The sequence below is a fragment of the Curvibacter sp. GW821-FHT01G03 genome, from assembly GCF_059422285.1.
The window spans coordinates 338,653-359,589 of the sequence record NZ_JBWKWP010000005.1; the positions used below are offsets into that span (position 1 = coordinate 338,653).

The 20,937-nt window shown below is 67.7% G+C and carries 16 protein-coding genes and 1 pseudogene; 12 read left to right on the forward strand and 5 right to left on the reverse strand.

All coding sequences use genetic code 11. From position 1 onward, the window contains the following. Positions 1-15 precede the first annotated feature (15 nt). The 3 genes and pseudogenes from AC07VS_RS09330 to smc all read right to left on the reverse strand — a co-directional run bounded on the left by AC07VS_RS09330 (position 16) and on the right by smc (position 5,854). Positions 16-1,073, reverse strand: a pseudogene (locus tag AC07VS_RS09330) (PDDEXK nuclease domain-containing protein). Positions 1,074-1,207: 134 nt separating this feature from the next. Further along, positions 1,208-2,293: a cell division protein ZipA C-terminal FtsZ-binding domain-containing protein gene (locus tag AC07VS_RS09335; RefSeq protein WP_492345479.1), complete on the reverse strand. Its 1,086-nt coding sequence runs from the start codon at positions 2,291-2,293 to the stop codon at positions 1,208-1,210. Positions 2,294-2,326: 33 nt separating this feature from the next. After that, positions 2,327-5,854 (reverse strand): chromosome segregation protein SMC, encoded by a 3,528-nt coding sequence (gene smc, locus AC07VS_RS09340; RefSeq protein WP_494750795.1) that lies wholly within the window; start codon positions 5,852-5,854, stop codon positions 2,327-2,329. Between the two features lie 338 nt (positions 5,855-6,192). On the opposite strand from smc, the gene AC07VS_RS09345 reads away from it, so the two are divergent. From AC07VS_RS09345 to AC07VS_RS09385, 9 genes are read left to right on the forward strand one after another with little or no spacing between them, the layout of a single operon-like run. Further along, on the forward strand, positions 6,193-7,182 hold the full coding sequence (locus AC07VS_RS09345) for a LysR family transcriptional regulator (protein WP_494750796.1): 990 nt from the start codon (positions 6,193-6,195) through the stop codon (positions 7,180-7,182). A gap of 16 nt (positions 7,183-7,198) precedes the next feature. Beyond that, positions 7,199-8,701, forward strand: coding sequence for a SidA/IucD/PvdA family monooxygenase (locus tag AC07VS_RS09350; protein WP_494750797.1), 1,503 nt, complete (start codon positions 7,199-7,201; stop codon positions 8,699-8,701). Beyond that, a complete protein-coding gene (locus AC07VS_RS09355; RefSeq protein WP_494750798.1) occupies positions 8,698-9,672 on the forward strand; it encodes an ABC transporter permease in 975 nt (324 codons plus the stop codon). The genes AC07VS_RS09350 and AC07VS_RS09355 overlap by 4 nt, the downstream gene beginning before the upstream one ends. Continuing rightward, complete coding sequence (locus AC07VS_RS09360; RefSeq protein WP_492345474.1) at positions 9,669-10,586, forward strand: ABC transporter permease; 918 nt, start codon at positions 9,669-9,671, stop codon at positions 10,584-10,586. Before AC07VS_RS09355 ends, AC07VS_RS09360 begins: the two co-directional genes overlap by 4 nt. Positions 10,587-10,591: 5 nt before the next feature. After that, positions 10,592-11,629, forward strand: coding sequence for an ABC transporter ATP-binding protein (locus AC07VS_RS09365; RefSeq protein ID WP_494656090.1), 1,038 nt, complete (start codon positions 10,592-10,594; stop codon positions 11,627-11,629). A gap of 17 nt (positions 11,630-11,646) precedes the next feature. Next, positions 11,647-12,663 (forward strand): ABC transporter ATP-binding protein, encoded by a 1,017-nt coding sequence (locus tag AC07VS_RS09370; RefSeq protein WP_494750825.1) that lies wholly within the window; start codon positions 11,647-11,649, stop codon positions 12,661-12,663. A gap of 27 nt (positions 12,664-12,690) precedes the next feature. Beyond that, positions 12,691-14,259, forward strand: a complete 1,569-nt coding sequence (locus AC07VS_RS09375) for an ABC transporter substrate-binding protein (protein WP_494750799.1) — start codon at positions 12,691-12,693, stop codon at positions 14,257-14,259. Positions 14,260-14,262: 3 nt separating this feature from the next. Next, positions 14,263-15,594 carry an acyl-CoA thioesterase/bile acid-CoA:amino acid N-acyltransferase family protein gene (locus AC07VS_RS09380; protein WP_494750800.1) on the forward strand — a complete coding sequence of 444 codons (1,332 nt, stop codon included), beginning with the start codon at positions 14,263-14,265 and terminating at the stop codon, positions 15,592-15,594. Positions 15,595-15,605: 11 nt separating this feature from the next. Beyond that, positions 15,606-16,697, forward strand: a complete 1,092-nt coding sequence (locus AC07VS_RS09385) for a CMD domain-containing protein (protein ID WP_494750801.1) — start codon at positions 15,606-15,608, stop codon at positions 16,695-16,697. Positions 16,698-16,725: 28 nt separating this feature from the next. Here AC07VS_RS09385 and AC07VS_RS09390 read toward each other — a convergent pair whose 3' ends face one another. Both AC07VS_RS09390 and AC07VS_RS09395 read right to left on the reverse strand, forming a co-directional pair. After that, a complete protein-coding gene (locus AC07VS_RS09390) occupies positions 16,726-17,040 on the reverse strand; it encodes a HigA family addiction module antitoxin (protein ID WP_494750802.1) in 315 nt (104 codons plus the stop codon). A 134-nt stretch (positions 17,041-17,174) separates the two neighbouring features. Beyond that, positions 17,175-17,681 carry a MarR family winged helix-turn-helix transcriptional regulator gene (locus AC07VS_RS09395; protein WP_494750803.1) on the reverse strand — a complete coding sequence of 169 codons (507 nt, stop codon included), beginning with the start codon at positions 17,679-17,681 and terminating at the stop codon, positions 17,175-17,177. A 129-nt stretch (positions 17,682-17,810) separates the two neighbouring features. Between AC07VS_RS09395 and AC07VS_RS09400 the strand changes: the two genes are divergently transcribed. The 3 genes from AC07VS_RS09400 to AC07VS_RS09410 are packed head-to-tail and all read left to right on the forward strand — an operon-like array spanning position 17,811 to position 20,668. Next, positions 17,811-18,857 (forward strand): cupin domain-containing protein, encoded by a 1,047-nt coding sequence (locus tag AC07VS_RS09400; protein WP_494750804.1) that lies wholly within the window; start codon positions 17,811-17,813, stop codon positions 18,855-18,857. 58 nt (positions 18,858-18,915) lie between these two features. Continuing rightward, positions 18,916-19,626, forward strand: coding sequence for a fumarylacetoacetate hydrolase family protein (locus AC07VS_RS09405; protein WP_494750805.1), 711 nt, complete (start codon positions 18,916-18,918; stop codon positions 19,624-19,626). 43 nt (positions 19,627-19,669) lie between these two features. Further along, positions 19,670-20,668 carry a Bug family tripartite tricarboxylate transporter substrate binding protein gene (locus AC07VS_RS09410; RefSeq protein WP_492345465.1) on the forward strand — a complete coding sequence of 333 codons (999 nt, stop codon included), beginning with the start codon at positions 19,670-19,672 and terminating at the stop codon, positions 20,666-20,668. Positions 20,669-20,937: the final 269 nt, after the last annotated feature.

Consider the following 20,937-nt stretch of genomic DNA (forward strand, 5'->3'; position numbering starts at 1 on the left):
GCGGCCAGACAGAGTTCAAAGCGACTGGTGCTGCGCAAGCTGCAAGCGCGCTTGCTGCGCCGCCTTTTGCAGCCGTTCAGTCAGCAGGGCACGGGGCGGCAGGCTGGTCAGGTACTCGGCCACATGGATGCCTGACTTGCCCAGCTCAAGCAGTTCGATCTGCTCAGCCTTTTTGCCGGTACACAACAAAATGCCCAAAGGTGCTCCCTCACCGGGCTCGCGCTCATGCCGGTCCAGCCAGCGAAGGTACAGCTCCATCTGGCCCTTGTCCGCCGCCTTGAAATCACCGACTTTCAGCTCGACGGCCACCAAGCGTCGCAAGCGGCGGTTGTAGAACAACAGGTCCAGGTAGAAATCGTCTCCATCGAGCTGAATTCGCTTTTGCCGAGCCACAAAGCTGAAGCCCGCCCCCAGCTCCAACAGAAAAGACTCCATCTCGCGCACGATGGCGGCCTCCAGGTCACGCTCCTGCCAGCTGTCTTTCACGCCCAGAAAATCAAGCACATAGGGTCGCGCATCAGCATCTCAGGCGACAAGGTCTGCTCCTGACGCAGGCTTGTCAGCTCCTGCTCGATCAAGTTGGCGGGCTGCTGCGACAAGGCGGTGCGCTCATACAGCATCGAATCGATGCGCCCTCTCAAGGTGCGCACGCTCCAGCGTTCGGTGCTGGCCATCTGGGCGTAGAACTCGCGTTGCAGCGGGTCTTTGAGGGGGAATAAGGCCAAAAAATGAGACCAGCTCAATTGTCGTGACAGTGTCGCGACAATTTCGGCAACGGGGAAGAGGCGGGCAAAAAGAACCATGCGCCGCAGGTTCTTCTCGGCAAAACCACGCCCGTACTCATGCTCAAGGTGATGGGACACAGTCAACAGCACCTCTTGCCCATAGTTCGCCCTGCGCTCTTACAAGATCTGATTGTGAATGCGTTGCCCTATTGACCAATACATCAAGGTCAACTCGCTGTTGACCGTGGCCGCAGCGCGTTGCCTGGTGCCCTCGATCAGGGTTCTCAGGTCGGTGAGCAGGGAACCAGGCAGATCAGCCGGTGGGGCTGAGGGGGTGGGCAACGACATGGTGCGCGTCCTCTGGCAGGCGCCGCAGGTGCGGCAAAGAGGACAGCATGCAAGCCATCAGGCCCGATGGTGAGCCGGCCTGGGCAGATGCTGCCTCAATGCAGCCCTGTGTCGGCCAGACGGTCCGGCTCGGCTCAGCTGAACAACCGCCGCGCCTGCGGCGAACCGGCGGCCAGGTCGCGGCTGTCGAGGGCGTCGTACAGCTGTTCCAGGTCGACGCCGATGGCGTCCATGGCCTGCTCGGGGATCAGGTTGCCGTTCTGGTCGGTGACCACGCCGTCCATGGCTTCGGCCAGGGCCTGGGCCACCTGGCGCAGTTGGCGGAAGGGTTGTTCGCTGCGCGGCACCTGGGGCACGTCCAGGTGCAGCGAGATGTCGCGCAGGGCCGATTGCTCGGGGTCGTCGGCCATGGCGGCCTGGGCATCGTAGGTCAGGCCCAGCATGGGCGGCAGGCCGGCCACGGTCGAGGGCAGCACCATGCGCCCCGGGATCACGCCGGGCACAAAGCCCAGCCGCGCAGCGTTCTGCTGCACATAGCCGGGGCTCCAGGCAGCCTGGCGGGCGCGCAGGCTGAAGGTCAGTTGGGCGTCGTGGTCGCTGGCGAACTGGTCCAGCTCGCGCCCGCGGGCCACCTCATGCAGCATGTCGGGGAACTCGGGCAAGGCGTTCACCGCATCGGCAAAGGCCTGGGCCTTCATCACAAACTCGGAAAACTCGATCTCGTTGAGCGCACCGGTGCGGTTGGCCAGCTGCACGCCAGCCTGGAAGGCCCCGTAGCGCTGGCCGGGCACGGGCGTTTCCCAGTGCTGGCTGGCTTCATTCAGCCCCTCGATGGCAAAGGGCTTGCTGCCGGCGCGTCGGGTGTGCGGCGACGCGGCCAGGGCGGCATCGCCCGACACCACCCCTTCAAGGGACATGGGGGCGATCACGTCGATCAGCGAGTCGAGACCCGGTTTGCGCTCCAGCACGGGCAGCGGCATGCCCAGACCAGGAGAGGCATCGCTGGCCTGGGCGGGCTCCAGCGGGTCGACCAGGGCCGCATCCAGGCCAGGCTCACGGCGCGCCAGGGGATCGGTCAGGTCGGTGCCGGCATGCTGGCTGTCGGGCTCTGGTTCGGGCTTGCGCGGTTCGTTCTTGCGCGAAGTCCAGGTGTTGTAGGCCACCACCGCCGCCAGGATGGCGCCGCCGGCAATGGCCAGGCTGATTTGCAAATTGCTCATGGTTGCTTGGGGTTCCTGGGTCTCTGGGCCGGATCAGGCGTGGTCGGCCATCGAAAGGGCCGACTCCATGTCGACCGCCACGATGCGCGAGACGCCCTGCTCCTGCATGGTCACGCCGATCAGTTGTTCGGCCATTTCCATCGCGATCTTGTTGTGGCTGATGAAGAGGAACTGGGTTTCCTTGCTCATGCTGGCCACCAGTTTGGCATAGCGCTCGGTGTTGGCGTCGTCCAGCGGGGCGTCCACCTCGTCGAGCAGGCAGAACGGCGCGGGGTTGAGCTGGAAGATGGCAAACACCAGGGCAATGGCGGTCAGGGCTTTCTCGCCGCCGGACAGCAGGTGGATGGTCTGGTTCTTCTTGCCCGGGGGCTGGGCCAGCACCTGCACGCCCGAATCAAGGATTTCCTCGCCGGTCATCATGAGCTTGGCATTGCCGCCGCCGAACAGCTCGGGGAACATGCGCCCAAAATGATGGTTGACCGTGTTGAAGGTGCCGGCCAGCAACTCGCGGGTTTCGCCGTCGATCTTGCGGATGGCGTCTTCCAGCGTGTTCATGGCCTCGGTCAGGTCGGCCGACTGGGCGTCGAGAAAGGTCTTGCGCTCGCGGGCCACGGTCAGTTCATCGAGCGCCGCCAGGTTGACAGCCCCCAGGGCGGCAATCTCGCGGTTCAGGCGGTCGATCTCTGACTGAAGGCCGGTCAGGCGCACGACACCCTGCTCGATCGAGGCGGCCACCGCGGCCAGGTCGGCGCCGGCATCGGCCAGCAGGCCTTCGTACTGCTCAAAACCCAGGCGGGCGGCCTGTTCCTTGAGCTGGAACTCGGTGATGCGCTGACGCAGCGGCTCCAACTCGCGCTCCAGCTTCTGGCGCATCTCGTCGCTGGCGCGCAGCTTGGTGGTGAGGTCGTCGTATTCGCTGCGTCGGGCGCCCAGGTTCTTCTCGCGCTCCAGCTTGAGGTGCAGGGCATCCTGCAGCCCGCCCTGGGCGGCGGCGTCGGACAGGCGGGCCAACTCGTCGTGGGCGCGCTGCTGCTCGGCCACCAGGCTTTCGGCCTGCTGGCGGGCGGTGTCGATGGTGCGGGACAGTTCGCCGCGCCGGGCTTCGAGCGAGCGCCGGGCAAAGGTGGCTTCCTGGGCCTGGTGCTCCAGGGTGCGCTGCTGCTCACGGCTCTCGGCCAGCTTGCGCTCGGCTTCGATCACACGTTCGTCCAGTTGGGCGTGCCGCTCCTGGGTGTCGGCCAGTTGCAGGTCCAGTTCTTCGAAACGGGCCTCGGCGGTGATGCGGCGCTCTTGCAGTTCCTCCAGGGCGGCATCGACTTCAGCCAGATCGGCCTGCAACTGCTCACTGCGTTGGCGGGCCTGCTCCGCCTGCTGGCTGAGCCTCAGGGTCTCCACGTCCAGCTCGTGGCGGCGGCCCTGGGCCTCGGCGGCCTCACGCCGCACGGCCACCAGGCGTTGCGAGGCATCGGCATAGGCGGCCTCGGCACGTACCAGGGCGCTGCGCGCTTCCTCACCGAGCAGCACCTGGGCCCGCAGTTGTTTGTCGAGGTTCTCGATCTCCTGGGCACGGGCCAGCAGGCCGGCCTGCTCGGAGTCGGGGGCGTAGAAGGTGACGCCATGCGCCGACACGGCATGGCCACCGGCCACATAGACCACCTCGCCCGGCTTCAGGCTGGCGCGCTGGGCCAGGGCTTCGTCCAGGCTGGGCGCGGTGTAACAGCCGTGCAGCCAATCGGCCAGCAAGGCACTCAGGCCGGCATCGTTGAGGCGCAACAGCTCCGACAGGCGAGGCCAGGCCCCGGCGGGCGCGGGTACGGCGGCTGCCGGCGGGCTGAAAAAGGCCAGTCGGGTGGGCGGCGCATCGGCTGGCGCCTGGCCCAGAAAGCCCCGCACCAGCTCCAGGCGCGACACTTCGAGGGCGCCCAGGCGTTCGCGCAGGGCGGCTTCCAGGGCGTTTTCCCAGCCCGCTTCGATGTGCAACCGGTTCCACAGGCCCTGCAGGTGGTCCAGGCCGTGCTTGGCCAGCCAGGGCTTGAGCTTGCCGTCGGTGCGCACCTTCTCCTGCAAGGCCTTGAGGGCCTCCAGGCGGGCCGACAGGTCGGCCTGGCGCGCACTCTCGCTGTTCACGGCCTGCTGGCGGCTGCGCCTGTCTTCGTCCAGGGCGGGCACGCTTTCCTGCAGTTCGTGCAGTCGGGCCTCGGCCTCTTCGGCCACGGCCTGGGCTTCTTCCAATTCGGCGCGGCGCGTGTTCAGCAAGGCCTCATCGGGTACTGCCAGCGCCTTGCGGTCGGTGCTGAGTTTGTCGTGGCGCTGGTTCAGGTTGCGGCTTTGCTCATCCAGGCTGCGCTGCTCGGCGGCCAGCACCTGGATCTGCTGCTGCACCTGGCTGACCAGCACGCGCTGTTCATTGGCGCGTTGCTGGCTCAGGCGCAGCGCGTCTTCCAGCTCGGGCAGACGCATGGCCTGCTCTTCGACCTGGGCGGCCAGCAGCTCGGCCTTTTCTTCGGCACTGATGTCGTCCTCGGCCAGGGTTTCCAGCTGGGCTTCGGCGTCTTCGCGGCGCAGCGACCATTGGCCGATCTGCTCGCGCAACGTGGCCAGGCGCTGCTCCACGCGTTGGCGGCCTTCCACCACAAAGCGGATCTCGGCCTCCAGGCGGCCGACTTCGGCGCTGGCTTCGTACAGGGCGCCCTGGGCCTGGTTGACCTGGTCACCGGCGGTGTAGTGGGCCTGGCGGATGGTTTCCAGGTCGGCTTCGATGTGGCGCAGGTCGGCGGTGCGCGACTCCAGGTCGTTCACGGCCTGGGCCGCGTCGGCCCGCACCTTGGCCTGGTCGCCTTCGCTTTCGCGCCGTTTCAGGAACCACAACTGGTGCTGCTTGAGCGTGACATCGCTTTGCAAGGCGTTGTATTTGCGGGCCACCTCGGCCTGCTTTTCGAGCTTGTCCAGGTTGGCATTGAGCTCACGCAGGATGTCTTCGACCCGGGTCAGGTTCTCACGCGTGTCCGACAGGCGGTTTTCGGTCTCGCGGCGGCGTTCCTTGTACTTGGACACCCCGGCCGCCTCTTCGAGGAACAGGCGCAGTTCCTCAGGCTTGGATTCGATGATGCGGCTGATCGTGCCTTGGCCAATGATGGCGTAGGCACGTGGCCCGAGGCCGGTGCCCAGGAACACGTCCTGCACGTCCTTGCGGCGCACCGGCTGGTTGTTGATGTAGTAGCTGCTGTTGCCGTCGCGGGTCAGCACGCGCTTGACGGCGATCTCTTCGTACTGGTTCCATTGCCCACCGGCGCGGTGGTCGATGTTGTCGAACACCAGTTCAACGCTGGATCGGCTGGCCGGCTTGCGCGTGGTCGTGCCGTTGAAGATCACGTCCTGCATCGATTCGCCGCGCAACTCGCTGGCCTTGCTTTCGCCCAGCACCCAGCGCACGGCATCCATGATGTTGGATTTGCCGCAGCCGTTCGGGCCCACCACCCCCACCAGCTGCCCGGGCAGCAGGAAGTTGGTCGGCTCGGCGAACGACTTGAACCCTGATAGCTTGATTGAATTGAGACGCACGAGAAACCCTGTTCGGCCTGTCGCCACGGGGGCGCCGCAGGCAGCTTGATGGCATGGGACCGACAGCACCCCGCAGGGCTTCGGTCCGGATGATCCGCGGGGCACGATGTTACCCGAGCGCACTCCGGTTCCGCGGTGCAGCGGGCCACAGCACCGCTTTTTGCGCCCTCGCCCGCGTGATTTGGGTCACGGGCAGGCAATTTCAGCGGTCGTCAGGCCTGATCACCGCGATCAAGGGTGCCTATCAGCAGTTGACCGGCATGCCTGGCACGCTGAACTCATAAGCATATAAATATTGAATGATTGACCTGCATTAATGCGCAATGTAGATTCTTGGCATGGAAACTCGCCACCTCGAAGCCTTTTCGGCCGTCATGTCCAGCGGCAGCATCACCGGTGCGGCTCGGCTGTTGGCGCGTTCGCAGCCGGCGGTCACACGGCTGATCCAGGAGCTGGAGGCCGAAATCGGCCACCCGCTGTTCCAGCGCCATGGCCCAAGGGTCACCCCCACCGAGCACGGCTTTGGCCTGCGCGGCGATGTGGAGCGTGCCCTCGCCGGCCTGCGCCAGGTCGGCGAGCGGGCCCGCCAGATTGCCAGCCGCGAGCTGCCGGCCCTGGAAGTGGCCGCCACCTCGGCCCTGGCCCTGGGCCTGTTGCCCCCGGCCCTGGCCCACCTGGAGCAAGGCCTGGGCCCCAGCCCGCTGCAACTGAACACCGGCGTGCCCGAGCAGGTCTTGCAGGCGGTGCTGCTGGGTGAGGTGGACCTGGGCCTGTGCAGCCTGCCGCTGGAGCACCGGGGCCTGCAGGTGCACTGGATTGGTCAATTGCCCTGCGTGGCGGTGTTGCCGGCCGACGATGAACTGGCGCGTCATGCGGTGGTGCCCCTGCAGGCACTGGGTCAGCGCCGCCTCATCACCATGGGCAACCCCTACCGGCTGCGGCATCGACTCGAACATGCGCTCGGGCCGACCCAACAGCCCGCGCTGATCGAAACCAATGCTTCGGCCAGCGCGATGGCCCTGGTGCGGGCCGGGCTTGGCGTGGCCGTGCTGGAGCCGCTGACCGCGCACGGCCTGCAGCCCAGCGGCGTGGCCGTGCGCCCCTTGGACACCGACGTGCCCTTTTTCTTTGGCGTGATCACCCTGCCGACCCGGCCCGTGGCGCCGGCCCAACAGCAGCGCACCGAGGCCCTGGTGCAGGCCTTGCTGGCGCAGGCCCGCCAGTTGCCCGGGTTCCAGGAACACCCGCCCTCGGCCCACGCCCACTTGCTCGATGCAGAGCATGGCCTGGCGCCCCAGTCCCCGACGAACAACCCGATTTCACTTTGACTAGAAAGGCTCGACCATGAGCGCTACCCCTGTGTCCTCCGCTGTTTCCCCCGCCGGCTTGGCCGCCCTGGAGGCCCGCCTGAAGCAGGACCTGCAATGGCTGTGCCTGCCCGCCAAGCCCTGGGTACCTCAACAGGCCGACCCCGAGGTGCTGGATGTCGCCATCATCGGCGGCGGCATGGCCGGCCTGGCCCTGTCGGCCTCGCTGCGCCACCTGGGCATCCGCAACCGCATCTATGACCAGGCGCCAGCCGGTTTTGAAGGCCCCTGGGCCACCACGGCGCGCATGGAGACCCTGCGCTCCCCCAAAGAGTTGACCGGCCCGGCGCTGGGCCTGCCCGCCCTGACCTTTCGCGCCTGGTTCGAGGCCCAATTCGGCCTGGACGCCTGGAACGAACTGGACAAGATCCCGCGCCTGCAATGGGCAGACTACCTGCGCTGGTACCGCCAGGTGCTGGATCTGGAGGTGCTCAACCAGCACCGGGTGACCGATGTACTGCCCCAGGCCGACGGCACGGTGCAGATCGAACTGCAGGACCAGCGGCAGACACCGGCCCGCACGCTGACCGTGCGGGCCCGCCACCTGGTGCTGGCCACCGGGCGGGATGGCCTGGGCGGGGCCTGGGTGCCGGCCTGGGCCCACCAGGTGCCGCGAGACCGCTGGGTGCATTCCTCCGACGTCTGGGACGGCGAGCGCATGCGCGGCCTGCGCGTGGCCGTGGTGGGGGGCGGCTCCTCGGCCATGGACGTGGCGGCCACGGCGCTGGAACACGGCGCGCAGCGGGTCGACCTGCTGATCCGCCGCCCCGACCTGCCCCGCGTCAACAAAGGCAAGGGCGCTGGCCACCCCGGCATGGTGCATGGCTACCCGACGCTGGCGGACGAATGGAAGTGGCGCTTGCGCCACTACATCAATGTGCAGCAGGTGCCGCCGCCACACGGCAGCACGCTGCGGGTGTCGCGTCACGCCAACGCCCACTTTCATCTGGGCACCCCCATCCTGGGTGTCAGCCTGCGCAGCGACGGCGTGCTGCGGGTGGACACCGCCAAGGGCCCGCTGGCCGCCGACGTGCTGATCTTCAGCACGGGCTTCCGCACCGACTGGAGCCAACGCCCCGAGTACGCCCGCCTGGCGCCCCATGTGCGCACCTGGCAGGACCGCTTCACCGCCCCGGCCGGGCAAGAAGACAGCGAGTTGGACCAGTCGCCTGATCTGGGTCCGCTGTTCGAATTTCAGCAACGCACGCCGGGCAGCCTGCCGGGCCTGGAACGGGTGCACTGCTTCTGTTATGCGGCCGCGCTGTCGCAGGGCGCCGGCGCCGGTGACATCCCGCAGATCAGCGAAGGCGCCCAGCGCCTGGCCCGCGGCCTGGCCGCCCAGTTGCTGAGCGAGGACGCCGCGCAGCACTTTGCCGCCATGGAAGCCTATGCCGACCCCGAACTGGACGGTCAGGAATGGACCCCGGCCCCGGCCCTGCCGCCTTACGACGACGTGGCAGCCGCTGCGACCGCGGCATGAGCGGCTGGCTGCTGCGCCGCATCGGTCAGGCGGCCCTGGTCGTACTGGCCATGACGGTGATCGTGTTCGTGGGCCTGCACGCGGTGGGCAACCCGGTCGACATCCTGATCGGCGACGACCTGAACCAGCAGGAGCGCCTGCAGGCCATTGCCCGCCTGGGCCTGGACCAGCCGCTGTGGCGGCAGTACCTGGCCTTTGTCGACGGCGCCCTGCATGGCAGCCTGGGGCGCAGCTTTGTGTACCAGGAAGACGCCTTCCACCTGATCCTGCAGCGCCTGCCCGCCACCCTGGAACTGGCGGTGTCGGCCCTGCTGCTGGCGGTGGTGATCGGCGTGCCCCTGGGCTTGGTGGCGGGCATGTGGCCCGAGCACCCGCTGTCCAAGGCCTTGATGGCGGGCTCGATCGTGGGCTTTTCGCTGCCCGCCTTCTGGGTGGCGCTGATGCTGATCATGGTGTTCAGCGTGCAACTGGGCTGGCTGCCGGCCAGCGGCCGTGGCGCCACCCGCGAGTGGCTGGGCGTGGCCTGGTCCTGGCTCACGCTGGACGGCTTGCATCACCTGGTGCTGCCAGCCATTAATCTGGCCCTGTTCAAGATCTCGCTGGTGCTGCGCCTGACCCGGGCCGGCGTGCGCGAGGTGCTGCCGCAGGATTTTGTGAAATTTGCCCGCGCCAAGGGCCTGTCGCCGGCCCGGGTGCTGCTGTGGCATGTGTTGCGCAACACCCTGATCCCGTTGGTGACGGTGCTGGGCCTGGAGTTGGGCTCGACCATCGCCTACGCGGTGGTCACCGAAAGCATTTTTGCCTGGCCCGGCGCCGGCAAGCTGATCCTGGACAGCATCAACTCGCTGGACCGCCCCGTGGTGGTGGCCTACCTGATGGTGGTGGTACTGATCTTCGTCACCCTGAACCTGCTGGTGGACGTGCTTTACAAGTTGCTGGACCCCAGGGTGCGGCTGGAGGGGGCGGCATGAGCGGCACCCGTCTGGTCAAACCCGCGCTGGCGGCCCGCGAACACTCGATCTGGTGGCGCATGGCGGCCGACTTTGCGCGCTCGCGCATCGCGTTGGCCGGCCTTTTGTTGCTGCTGGCGGTGCTGCTGGTGGCCCTGGTGGCCCCCTGGATCACGCCGCAGAACCCCTACGACCTGATGCAGCTCGACGTGCTGGACGCCCGCCTGCCGCCAGGCAGCCCGCAGGGCAGCGGCCAGTACACCTACTGGCTGGGCACCGACGGCCAGGGGCGCGACCTGTACTCGGCCATCGTCTACGGCCTGCGCATCAGCCTGCTGGTGGGCGTGGGTTCGGCCGCCGTGGCGGCTGTGGTGGGCACGCTGATGGGCCTGCTGGCCGCCTATGCGGGTGGGCGCATCGATGCGCTGATCATGCGCCTGGTCGATCTGCTGCTGTCGTTCCCCACCCTGCTGATGGCCTTGATGATCCTGGCCTGGACGGGCAAGGGCGTGGGCAATGTGGTGCTGACCCTGGTGCTGCTCGAATGGGCCTACTACGCCCGCACCGCCCGCGGCCAGGCCCTGGTGGAGGCGCGCCGTGACTACGTGGAGGCGGCTCGCGGCCTGGGCCTGCCCGACTGGCGCATTCTGCTGGGCCACATCCTGCCCAACTGCCTGCCCCCCTTGCTGGTGATCGGTGCCTTGCAGGTGGCCCGAGCCATCACGCTGGAGGCCACCCTGTCCTTTCTGGGCCTGGGGGTGCCGATCACCGAGCCCTCGCTGGGGCTGTTGATCTCCAATGGCTACCAGTACCTGCTGTCCAATGAATACTGGATCAGCGTCTTCCCGGGCCTGGCCCTGCTGGCCACCATCGTGGCCATCAACCTGGTGGGGGATCAGTTGCGCGATGTGCTCAACCCCCGCCTCATGAAGTGAACGCCATGGCATCTCCCATTTCGACAGACGCGGGCGACATCACGCTGGAGGTGCGCGACCTGCGCACCCGCTTCCACACCCGCGAGGGCGTGCTGCCCGTGGTGGACGGGGTCTCGTTCACCCTGCGGCGCGGCCAGGTGCTGGGGCTGGTGGGCGAATCCGGCTCGGGCAAGTCGGTGACCGGCTTTTCCATCATGGGCCTGATCGACCCACCGGGCCGGGTGGAAGGCGGGCAACTGCTGTTCCAGGGCCGCGAGCTGCGCGACCTGAGCCCGCGCGAGCGCCGCAGCCTGCAAGGCGACCGCATGGCCATGATCTTTCAAGACCCCATGGCCACGCTGAACCCGGTGCTGGACATCGCCACCCAGATGATCGAGGCGGTTCAGGCGCACCGCCGCGTGAGCCGGGCCCAGGCCCGGCAATTGGCCCGCGACACCCTGGCCAGCATGGGCATTCCCAGCCCCGACGAGCGCCTCGATGCCTACCCGCACCAGCTCTCAGGCGGCATGCGGCAGCGGGTGGCGATTGCCATTGCGCTGCTGCACGGGCCCGACCTGATCATTGCCGACGAACCCACCACCGCCCTGGACGTCACCTTGCAGGCCCAGATCCTGTCCGAGGTGCAGGCCCTGGTGCGCGAGCGCGGCACGGCGCTGATCTGGATCAGCCACGACCTGTCGGTGGTGGCCGGCCTGGCCGATCAGATCGCGGTGATGTATGCCGGGCGCATCGTGGAGCACGGCACGGTCGACCAGGTGCTGGACCACCCCCAGCACCCCTACACCCAGGGCCTGATCGGCAGCCTGCCCAGTGCCAACCAGCGCGGCACCCGCCTGCGCCAGATCAGCGGCATGGCCCCCAGCCTGCTGGACATGCCCGCGGGCTGTGCCTTTGCCCCGCGCTGCCCACGCGCCACCGCCACCTGCCAGCAGACCCGGCCCGAGATCAGCCCGGCGCGCCCGGAAGCCCCCGACCACACGGTGCGTTGCCATCACCCCGGCCCCGCCACCCTGGCCGCCCCCTCAGACAAGGCCGATGCATGAGCGCGCCACTTTCCAACATGACGCCCCAGACCTCGCCGCCCCTGGTCGCCCTGAGCGACATCCGTCAGCACTTTGGCCATCGCGCCCCCCGCGGCTGGCTGGGCCGTGGCCTGGACCGGCTGCTGCCCCCCGCACCACCCCGCATCACCCGTGCGGTGGATGGCGTGAGCCTGAGCGTGCAGCCCGGCGAAGTGGTGGGGGTGGTGGGTGAATCGGGTTGCGGCAAATCCACCCTCGGCCGCATCGCCGCCGGCCTGTTGCGCCCCACCTCGGGCGAGGTGCAGGTGCTCGGTCAGTCGCTGGAGGCCCTGAGCCCGGCCGAGCGCCTGGCCGCCCGGCTGCGGGTGCAGATGGTGTTCCAGGACCCCCATGCCAGCCTGAACCCGCGCCTGCGCGTGTCGCGCATCGTGGGCGAGGCACCGCGCCACCATGGCCTCACCGATGCCGCCGGGCTGGATGACTATGTGTGTGCCCAGTTGCAGCGCGCCGGGCTGGACCCCAGCCTGCGCCACCGCTACCCGCACCAGTTCAGCGGCGGGCAACGCCAGCGCATCGGCATCGCCCGCGCCCTGGCGGTGCAACCGGCCATGCTGGTGTGCGACGAGGCAGTGGCTGCGCTCGATGTGTCGATCCAGGCCCAGATCCTGAACCTGTTCATGGACCTGCGCGACCAGCTGGGCCTGGCCTACCTGTTCATCAGCCACGATCTGGGCGTGATCCACCACCTGTGTGACCGGGTGGTGGTGATGTACCTGGGCCGGGTGGTGGAAAGCGCCTCGGCCGAAGAGCTGTTTGCCCGGCCGGCCCACCCCTACACCCAGGCCTTGCTGGCCGAGATTCCCGACATCGCCCAGCGTCGCACCCGATTCACCGCCCTGGCCGGCGAAATCCCCAGCCCCTTGGCCCCGCCGCCGGGCTGCCATTTCCACCCGCGCTGCCCCCAAGCCACCGAGCGCTGCCGAACCGAGGCGCCCACGCTGCGAGGCATTGCCGTGCGGCATCAGGTGGCCTGCCATCTGCACGACACGGTCTGAACCCCACCCCCACCCGGAAAGACGCCCATGAAAACCACCCTCACCGCCCTGGCTCTGGCCGCCAGCCTGTCCAGCCCCCTGGCCGGCGCCCAGACCCTGTCGATCGGCTACGCCGACCCCCTGTCCTCGTTGGACCCCCAGCTCAACAACCATGCCGGCGACCGCTCGCTGGCCCTGCATTTCTGGGATTCGATCATCAACTCACGCGATGGCGGCAAGCTGGAGCCGGCCCTGGCCAGCAGTTGGAAGAGCCTGGACGAGCGCACCTGGGAGTTCAAGCTGCGCACCGACATCAAATGGCAGGACGGCACGCCCTTCACCGCCGACGACATCGTGTTTTCGTTCCAGCGCGCCCGCAACGTGCCGGGCAGCGTGGCCTCGTACACCGGGGCGCTGCGCTCGGTTGAATCGACCACGGCCCGCGATGCCCACACGGTGGTGATTAAGACCACCACCCCCAACCCCATGCTGCCGCTGGAGATCGCCTCGGTCTACATCGTGAGCAAGCACGTGGGCGAGAAATCCAAGACCGAGGACTACAACGCCGGCCGGGCCATGGTGGGCACCGGGCCGTACAAATGGGTGTCGTACGTGCCGGGCGACCGCACGGTGTTCGAGCGCAGCCCAAGCTACTGGGGCCCCAAGCCCGAGTGGGAGAAGGTGAACTACCGCTTCATCAACAATGGGGCGGCCCGCACGGCCGCCCTGCTGGCGGGCGACGTGGACGTGATCGACAAGGTGGCGGTCACCGATGTCGAGAAACTGCGCAAAAACCCGGCCTTCAGCGTCTTCACCTACCCTGGCCTGCGCGTGCTGCTGGTGCAGCCCAGCTTCCGCACGGGGCCCAATGAATTCATCACCGACAACGCCGGCAAGCCGCTGGCCCAGAACCCGCTGCTCGATGTGCGGGTGCGCCAGGCGCTGTCGCTGGCCATCAACCGCAAGGCGATCGCCGACCGCATCCTGCAAGGCACGGTCACCGTCGCCAACCAATGGATGCCCAAGGGCAGCTTTGGTTTCAACCCCGACATCCCCGAGATCGCCAACGACCCCGAGCAGGCCAAAAAGCTGCTGGCCGCGGCCGGCTTTCCGCAAGGCTTCCAGATCAGCATCCATGTGCCTGGCGACCGCTACCCGCAAGGCCCCGAGACCGCCCAGGCGGTGGCCCAGTTCTGGAGCCGCATCGGCGTGAAGACCAAGGTCGAGGTGGTGCCGTGGTCGGTGTATGCCGGCAAGGCCAACAAGAACGAGTACGCGGTGAGCGTGCTGGCCTGGGGCAATGGCACCGGCGAGGCCAGCTACGGCCTGCTGAATGCCTTTGCCAGCGTGGACGCCAAGCGCGGCCGCGGCGCCTCGAACTGGGGCCGCTACGGCAATGAATCGGTCGACAAGTCGCTGGACGCGGCCACGGTCGAGTTCGATGCCCGCCGCCGCGAGGCCATCCTGCGCCACTCGGCCAAGCTGGTGAGCGACGATGTGGGCGCCATCCCGCTGTTCCACTACCAGAACATCTGGGCCGCCAAGAAGGGCCTGAAGGTGGTGCCGCTGCTCAGCGACCGCACCACGGCCATGCAGGTCAGCCGCGTGGGCAAGTAAGCCATGAGCACCGCCGTCCACCTGAGCATCCTCCCAGCCGAGGCGCTGATCGATGTACCGCGCCAGATCCGGGTGCAGGGCCTGCAACCCGGCGAAACGATCACGCTGCAAAGCCGCACCGTGCGCGGGCCCGGTGTGGCCTGGGTGGCCACGGCCCGGTACCAGGCCGATGCCGCCGGTCAGGTCGACCTGGGCCGCGACGCCCCATTGCCTGGTTCGGCCTACGAGGGCGTGGACGCCATGGGCCTGATCTGGGCCCAGGCGCCCGAACAGCCCGGCGCCTCCCGCGAGGTGTTCGGCACCGAGCCCGGGGCCGCGCTGCGGACCCACATCACCCTGCTGCGCGACGATCAGGTCGTGGCGCAGGCCTGGCTGGTGCAGCAACTGGCGGCTCCCGGCGTGCAGCGCCGCGAAATCCGCGAGCAAGGCCTGGTGGGCAGCCTGTGGACGCCCGCTGGCCCGGGGCCGCACCCAGCGGTGCTGGTGCTCAATGGCTCGGGCGGCGGCATCAACGAAGCCCGGGGCGCGTTGTATGCCTCGCGCGGCTACACCGCTCTGGCGCTGGGTTATTTCAAGGCGCCCGGCTTGTCCGACTACATCTCGAACACCCCGCTGGAGTACTTCGAGACCGCCCTGCACTGGATGCACCGGCAGTTGCAACCCGCGCAGGGCTTTGTGGCGCTGAGCGGGCAGTCGCGCGGCGGTGAACTGGTGCTGCTGCTGGGGGCGATGTTCCCCGATCTGGTGTCGGCCGTGATCGGCTATGTGCCTTCGGCCGTGGTCAACTGCGCCCAGAACGCCTGCGACCCAGCCCTGGGGCGCGAGGGTTGGGCCTGGCTCTACCAGGGCCGCCCGATCCCGCATGTCTGGGAGCACAACCGCCACGCCAGCTGGGCCCCCTGGGATGAAGGCCCCGAACCCCGTCGGCACACCCATGCCCTGCTGACCTCCCTGCACGATGCCGAGGCCGTGGAGCGCGCGCGCATCCGGGTGGAGCGCATCCGCGGCCCGGTGCTGTTGCTGACCGCGGGGGATGATGGCTCGTGGCCTTCCAGCCTCTACGGGCGCATGGTGGTGGATCACCTGGCGCAGGCCGGGCATCCCTGGCCCGTGCGCCAGCTCGACTGGCCCGAGGCCGGCCACAGCGTTCTGTTTCCGACGGTGCCCACCACCCAGTTGGTCTATGCCCACCCGGTGTCGGGTCGCCTCAGCACCACCGGGGGCCACCCCGCCGCCAATGCACAAGCCGACCAGGCCTCCTGGGCTGGCGTGCTGGATTTTTTACAACAAGCCGTGGACGCCCATGCTGCGCAGGCCGCCCACGCCCACCCCTGAGAGAGCCCATCATGAGCACTGACCTGATCGACACCCTGGTGCCCCTGGCCCCCGCCGAGGCCCTGTACACCACCCGCCACCAGCGCGACAAGGTGGTGGCCGCCACCCAGGGCAGCCACGACGCCCTGTTCGACCCGGCCCTGCACGGCCTGAGCCTGGGCGAGCGCCTGCACGTGGCCTTGTCCATGGCGCAGACCGTCGGCCATGAAGGCCTGACGGCCCACTATGCCCAGGCCTTGCGCCAGCACGGACCGGTGCAGGACTCGGGCCGGCTGGCCGCGGCCCGGGCCTTTGCCCACACCCTGACCGTGAACCCGGTGGCCGGCGACCGCGAGGCCCTGCTGAGCCTCCCAGCCGCGGGTTTTTCGACCCCGGAAGCGATTGCACTGGCCCAGTTGATCGCCTATGTGAGCTACCAGGTGCGCGTGTTGGCCGGCCTGCAGGCCATGAAGGCCCTGGGCGCCACCACCGCCCAGCCCCCGGCGGCCGACGACGCCCCCTTCGTGCACCCGGCCAACCTGCCGCCCCCGGGCGAACCGCTCAACATCAAGGGTTTCACCAGCGCCACCCTGGGCTGGAAGGCCTGGCTGCCGGTGCTGGACCTGGCCCAGGCCACGCCCGAACAACTGGCCGTGCTCGACAGCAGCCACCCCAAGGCCCGCAGCTCCGACTACTACCTGCTGCTGAGCCAGCAGCCGCGCATCCTGCAAGAGCGCTCCACCGTGTTCAACGCCATCATGTACGCGCCGGGCGGCCTGTCGCGGGCCGAACGCGAGCTGGCCAGCGCGGTGGTGTCGCGGGTGAACGGCTGCGTGTACTGTGCTTCGGTGCATGCGCAGCGCTTCGAGCAACTGACCAAGCGCAACGACGTGATCGCCCAGGTGTTCGAAGACCCCGACACGGCCGGCACCACGCCGCGCGAACGCGCCATCGTGCGCGCCTCGATCGCCCTGACCCGAGCCCCCGCCGACTTCGGCCCCGCCGCCATCCAGTCGCTGCGCGACCAGGGCCTGAGCGACCTGGAGGTGCTGGACATGCTGCACGCCGTCGCCATCTTTGCCTGGGCCAACCGGCTGATGCTGAATCTGGGGGAGCCGGTTTGAGGGGTGGTTGAGGCTCGCAGTGGCGATCTCACGCAGAGTTCGCTTCCGCGACACCGGTATGCCTCTGGATGCTGGCCAACACATCGGCCATGTCTTCCCGTGCCCGCATCAGATCGTGGTCCGTCTGCAGATTGATCCAGCTTTGGGCATCGGTGCCAAAGAACACCGCCAACCTCAATGCCGTATCGACCGTGATGCCGCGCAAGCCCTTGACGATCTCGTTGATGCGCCGAGGGGGCACGCCAATCGCCTTGGCCAAGGCGTATTGGCTGATGCCCATGGGCTCCAGATAGCCATGCAAAAGAATCTCACCCGGATGGGGCCAGGGAATTTCACGGGCCATGGCTGGCATTCCTATCAGTCGGAGTCCAGGTTGATCATCCGAAATTAATAACGGCACCCGTTAATAACAAGTGTCGTCGGCGGGGTATCAAGCGCAGCAAAGTGTTGCATGCCTCGATCACCCCTGCGTTCCATTCAACCCGCCCGCCGCCCTTCCACAGCGGGCTCCAGCGGCACGCTGGGCGCCCGGCTGTACTCGTTGTTGCCGTCCACCAGCACCTTGAGCATCTGCATGAAGGTCTCTCGCTGCTCGGGGGGCAGCGGATCCAGCATGCGGGCCTGGGCGCGCAGCATGCCGGGCTGCACCTCGGCCAGCAAGGTGTCGCCGTCGGGGGTGAGGGTCAGCAGCCGCACGCGCCGGTCGGTGGGCGAGGCATTGCGCCGCATCAGGCCGCGGGCTTCCAGGCGGTCGATCACGCTGCCGATGGTGGAGGTGTCAAAGCCGATGGTGCGGGCCAGGGTGCGCTGGTCCAGCTCGGGTTGGCGCTGCACGGCGGCCATGGCCGCGTATTGCACCGGTGTCAGGCCGTGTTCCTGGGTTTCCTCCAGAAACACCGCCACGGCGATCTGCTGCAGTCGGCGAATGTGAAAACCGGGCAGGTCCTCGAGATCGGGGCTCAGGCTGGGCGGGAGGGCGGACATCGGACAGGGTTCAGGGTTTGCACGGGTGATGGGCGTCAAATTCTAAACCTACACTTTTCGTCAGCACACTTTCTATCAGTATGCATTTGAAACACCCGCCAGCCCCTGCAAGCCGGCCTGGAGCCCCTCATGAATGAACTTGGACGCCTGGAAGACCTGCCCCAGGACTACCGCGATGCGCTGAAGGCGCAGAACCTGGTGCCTTTGTGGCCCAGCCTGCGGGCGGTCTTGCCGCCGGGCAAGCCTCGGCCCCAGACCCGGGCGACAGCCTGGTCTTACCAGGCCTTGCGACCGCTGTTGCTGCAGGCGGGTGAACTGACCCCGATCGAAAAAGCCGAGCGCCGCGTGCTGGTGCTGGCCAACCCGGGCCATGGGCTGGACAAGATGCAAGCCAGCGCCGCCATGTACCTGGGCATGCAACTGCTGCTGCCCGGTGAGTGGGCCCCGTCGCACCGTCACACGCCCAACGCGGTGCGCATGATCGTTGAGGGGGAAGGGGCTTACACCACGGTGGACGGCGAAAAGTGCCCCATGAGCCGGGGCGACCTGATCCTGACCCCGACCGGGCTGTGGCATGAGCACGGCCACGACGGAGACCAGCCCGTGGTGTGGCTGGACGTGCTGGACCTGCCCCTGGTGCATTACATGGAGGCGTCCTACCACGTGGATGGCCCGCGCCAGGCCGTGAAACCCGGCCACGGTGAGCGCACCCACGCCCGCGGGGGCCTGCTGCCCACCCCGGTGTTCGAACGCAGCCCCCGGGCCTACCCCATGCTGCGCTACCCCTGGGCGGAGGCCCGCGCCGCGCTGCAGGCCCTGGCCGAGGACCAGCCGGGCCTCGACGCGGTGCAACTCACCTACACCAACCCGGCCACCGGCGGCCATGCCGAGAACATCCTGGGCTTTTACGCCTTGATGTTGCGTCCAGGCCAGACCCTGGCCTTGCCGGCACGCTCACCCGCCTGCGTGTTCCATGTGATCGAGGGGGCGCTGGAGATTCGGGTACAGGGGCAGGTCGACGATCAGTCCTTTCAGTTGGCCGAGGCCGACACCTGCTGCGCGCCGGGGTACACGCCCGTCACGCTGGTCAACCCACGCCCCGACGCCCCGGCCTTTGTCTTCATGGCGGATGAATCCCCCTTGCACCAGAAACTGGGCGTCTACGAGGTGCGCTGAACCGCGTCCTCTCCCGCCTCATCCACCTCACCTGCGGCCCCCAACCCGTCGATCTGCCATGAACCCGACCCCCAGTTACCTCTGGAACCCGCCCGCCGTCATGTCGCTGCCTGTGCAGGGCAGCACCCGGCGCCTGCCGATCAACCGCCTGTTCTTCGTCGGCCGCAACTACCACGCCCATGCGGTCGAGATGGGCAAGCCGGTGGACAAGCGCGTGGAACGCCCCTTCTACTTCACCAAGGCCCCGCAAACCCTGGTGCAAAGCGGGGCCACCGTGGCCTACCCCCCCGGCACGGCCAACTACCATTTCGAGATGGAGCTGGTGCTGGCCATCGGCCAGCCAGGCTTTCGGGTCAGGGCAGAAGACGCCCATGAGCTGATCTATGGCTACGCCCCGGGCCTGGACATGACACGTCGCGATCTGCAGTTGCTGGCCCGTGACAAGGGCCGCCCCTGGGACCTCGGCAAGGATGTCGAAGAATCTTCGGTGTGCGGTGAGATCGTGCCCCTGCCGGGCCAGGTGATTGAACACGGCGAGATCGCCCTCAGCGTGAACGGCGCCACCCGGCAGCAGTCCGACGTCGACAAACTGATCTGGAACCTGCGTGAAATCATCGCCGACCTGTCGCAGTTCTACCACCTGCAGCCGGGCGACCTGATCTACACCGGCACCCCCGAGGGCGTGGGGGCCGTGCTGCCCGGCGACCGCATCGAAGGCCATGTGGCCGGCGTGGGCCGCGTCACCCTGAAGGTCGGTCCGGCCGACTGAACCCACCGCCAGATCCCATCCCAACCTCAGAAAAGAGACAAGCATGAGCCAACACATCACACGCCGCTTCGCCCTGGTGGCTGCCCTGAGCCTGGGGGGGCTGGGCCTGAACGCACCGGTGGCGGCCCAAGGCAGCACCGACTACCCGACCAAGCCGGTCACGGTGTTCACCGCCTTCGCCGTGGGCAGCGGCCCCGACGCCGTGCTGCGTCTGGTGGCCAATCGCTTGTCGGCCCAATGGAAGCAAAGCGTGACCGTGGACAACCGGCCTGGCGGCGGCGGCTTCATTGCCATCGAGGCGGCGCGCCGGGCCGCCGCCGACGGCTACAGCCTGGTGCAACTCGACAGCGAGCACCTGGCCGCCCTGCCCTACCTGTACAAATCACGCAATTTCGACACCCTCAAGGCCTTCGACCCGGTAGCGCCCTTGTTCCGCACCCCTTTCATGGTGGCGGTGTCCTCCCAGTCGCCCTGGAAGACCATGGCAGACCTGCTGGCCGCTGCCAAGGCCCGGCCCGGTTCCATCAGCTATGGATCCTGGGGGGTGGGCAGCCCGGGGCACCTGGGGGCCGAATGGCTGGAGTCGCTGACCGAGGTGCAGATGGTCCACGCCCCCTACAAGGAGGTCAGCCAGCTCTACACCTCGGTGGCCAATGGCGATGTGGCCTGGAGCTTTGCCAGCATCCCGTCCAGCCAGGGGGTGTACAAGGCCGGCAAGCTGCGCTACCTCGCAGTGGCCGCCCCGAAGCGCATCCCCCAACTGCCTGAGGTGCCCACCGTGGCCGAAGCCGGTGGCCCGGCGGGTCTGGACGTGAACTCCTTTGTCAGCCTGCTCAGCCCCAAGGGAGTGCCGGCCGCGGTGCGAGCCAAGATCCACGCCGATGTGCTCAAGGTGCTGGCAGAGCCCGAGGTGCGCGAGCGCTTCAACACCTTTGCCTTCGAGCCGCTGAACTGGTCAGTCGAAGAGATCCTGAAGAACGCCGACACCAAGTCGCAGCAGTACCAGGCCCTGATCAAGAAGGCCAACATCAGCCTGGACTGAGGCGCCCATGCCCCATGCCCCATGCCCCATGCCCCTGCCACCAGGCACCTGGCACCTGGCACCTGGCCTGAGCGCGCCACCTGGCGCCGAGTGCCTACCTGCCAGAGCCGCAAGCCCGAATGCTCGAACTAATTCGATAAATACGATATCCGCCACCATTCAGACTCATAAATACAATTTTTATTGATAAATATGTGATCATCTGATAAATTCGCTCCGAGGTGTTGATTCAAAGTGCATGGCAAAGGCCCATGCACCACGATCGAAGG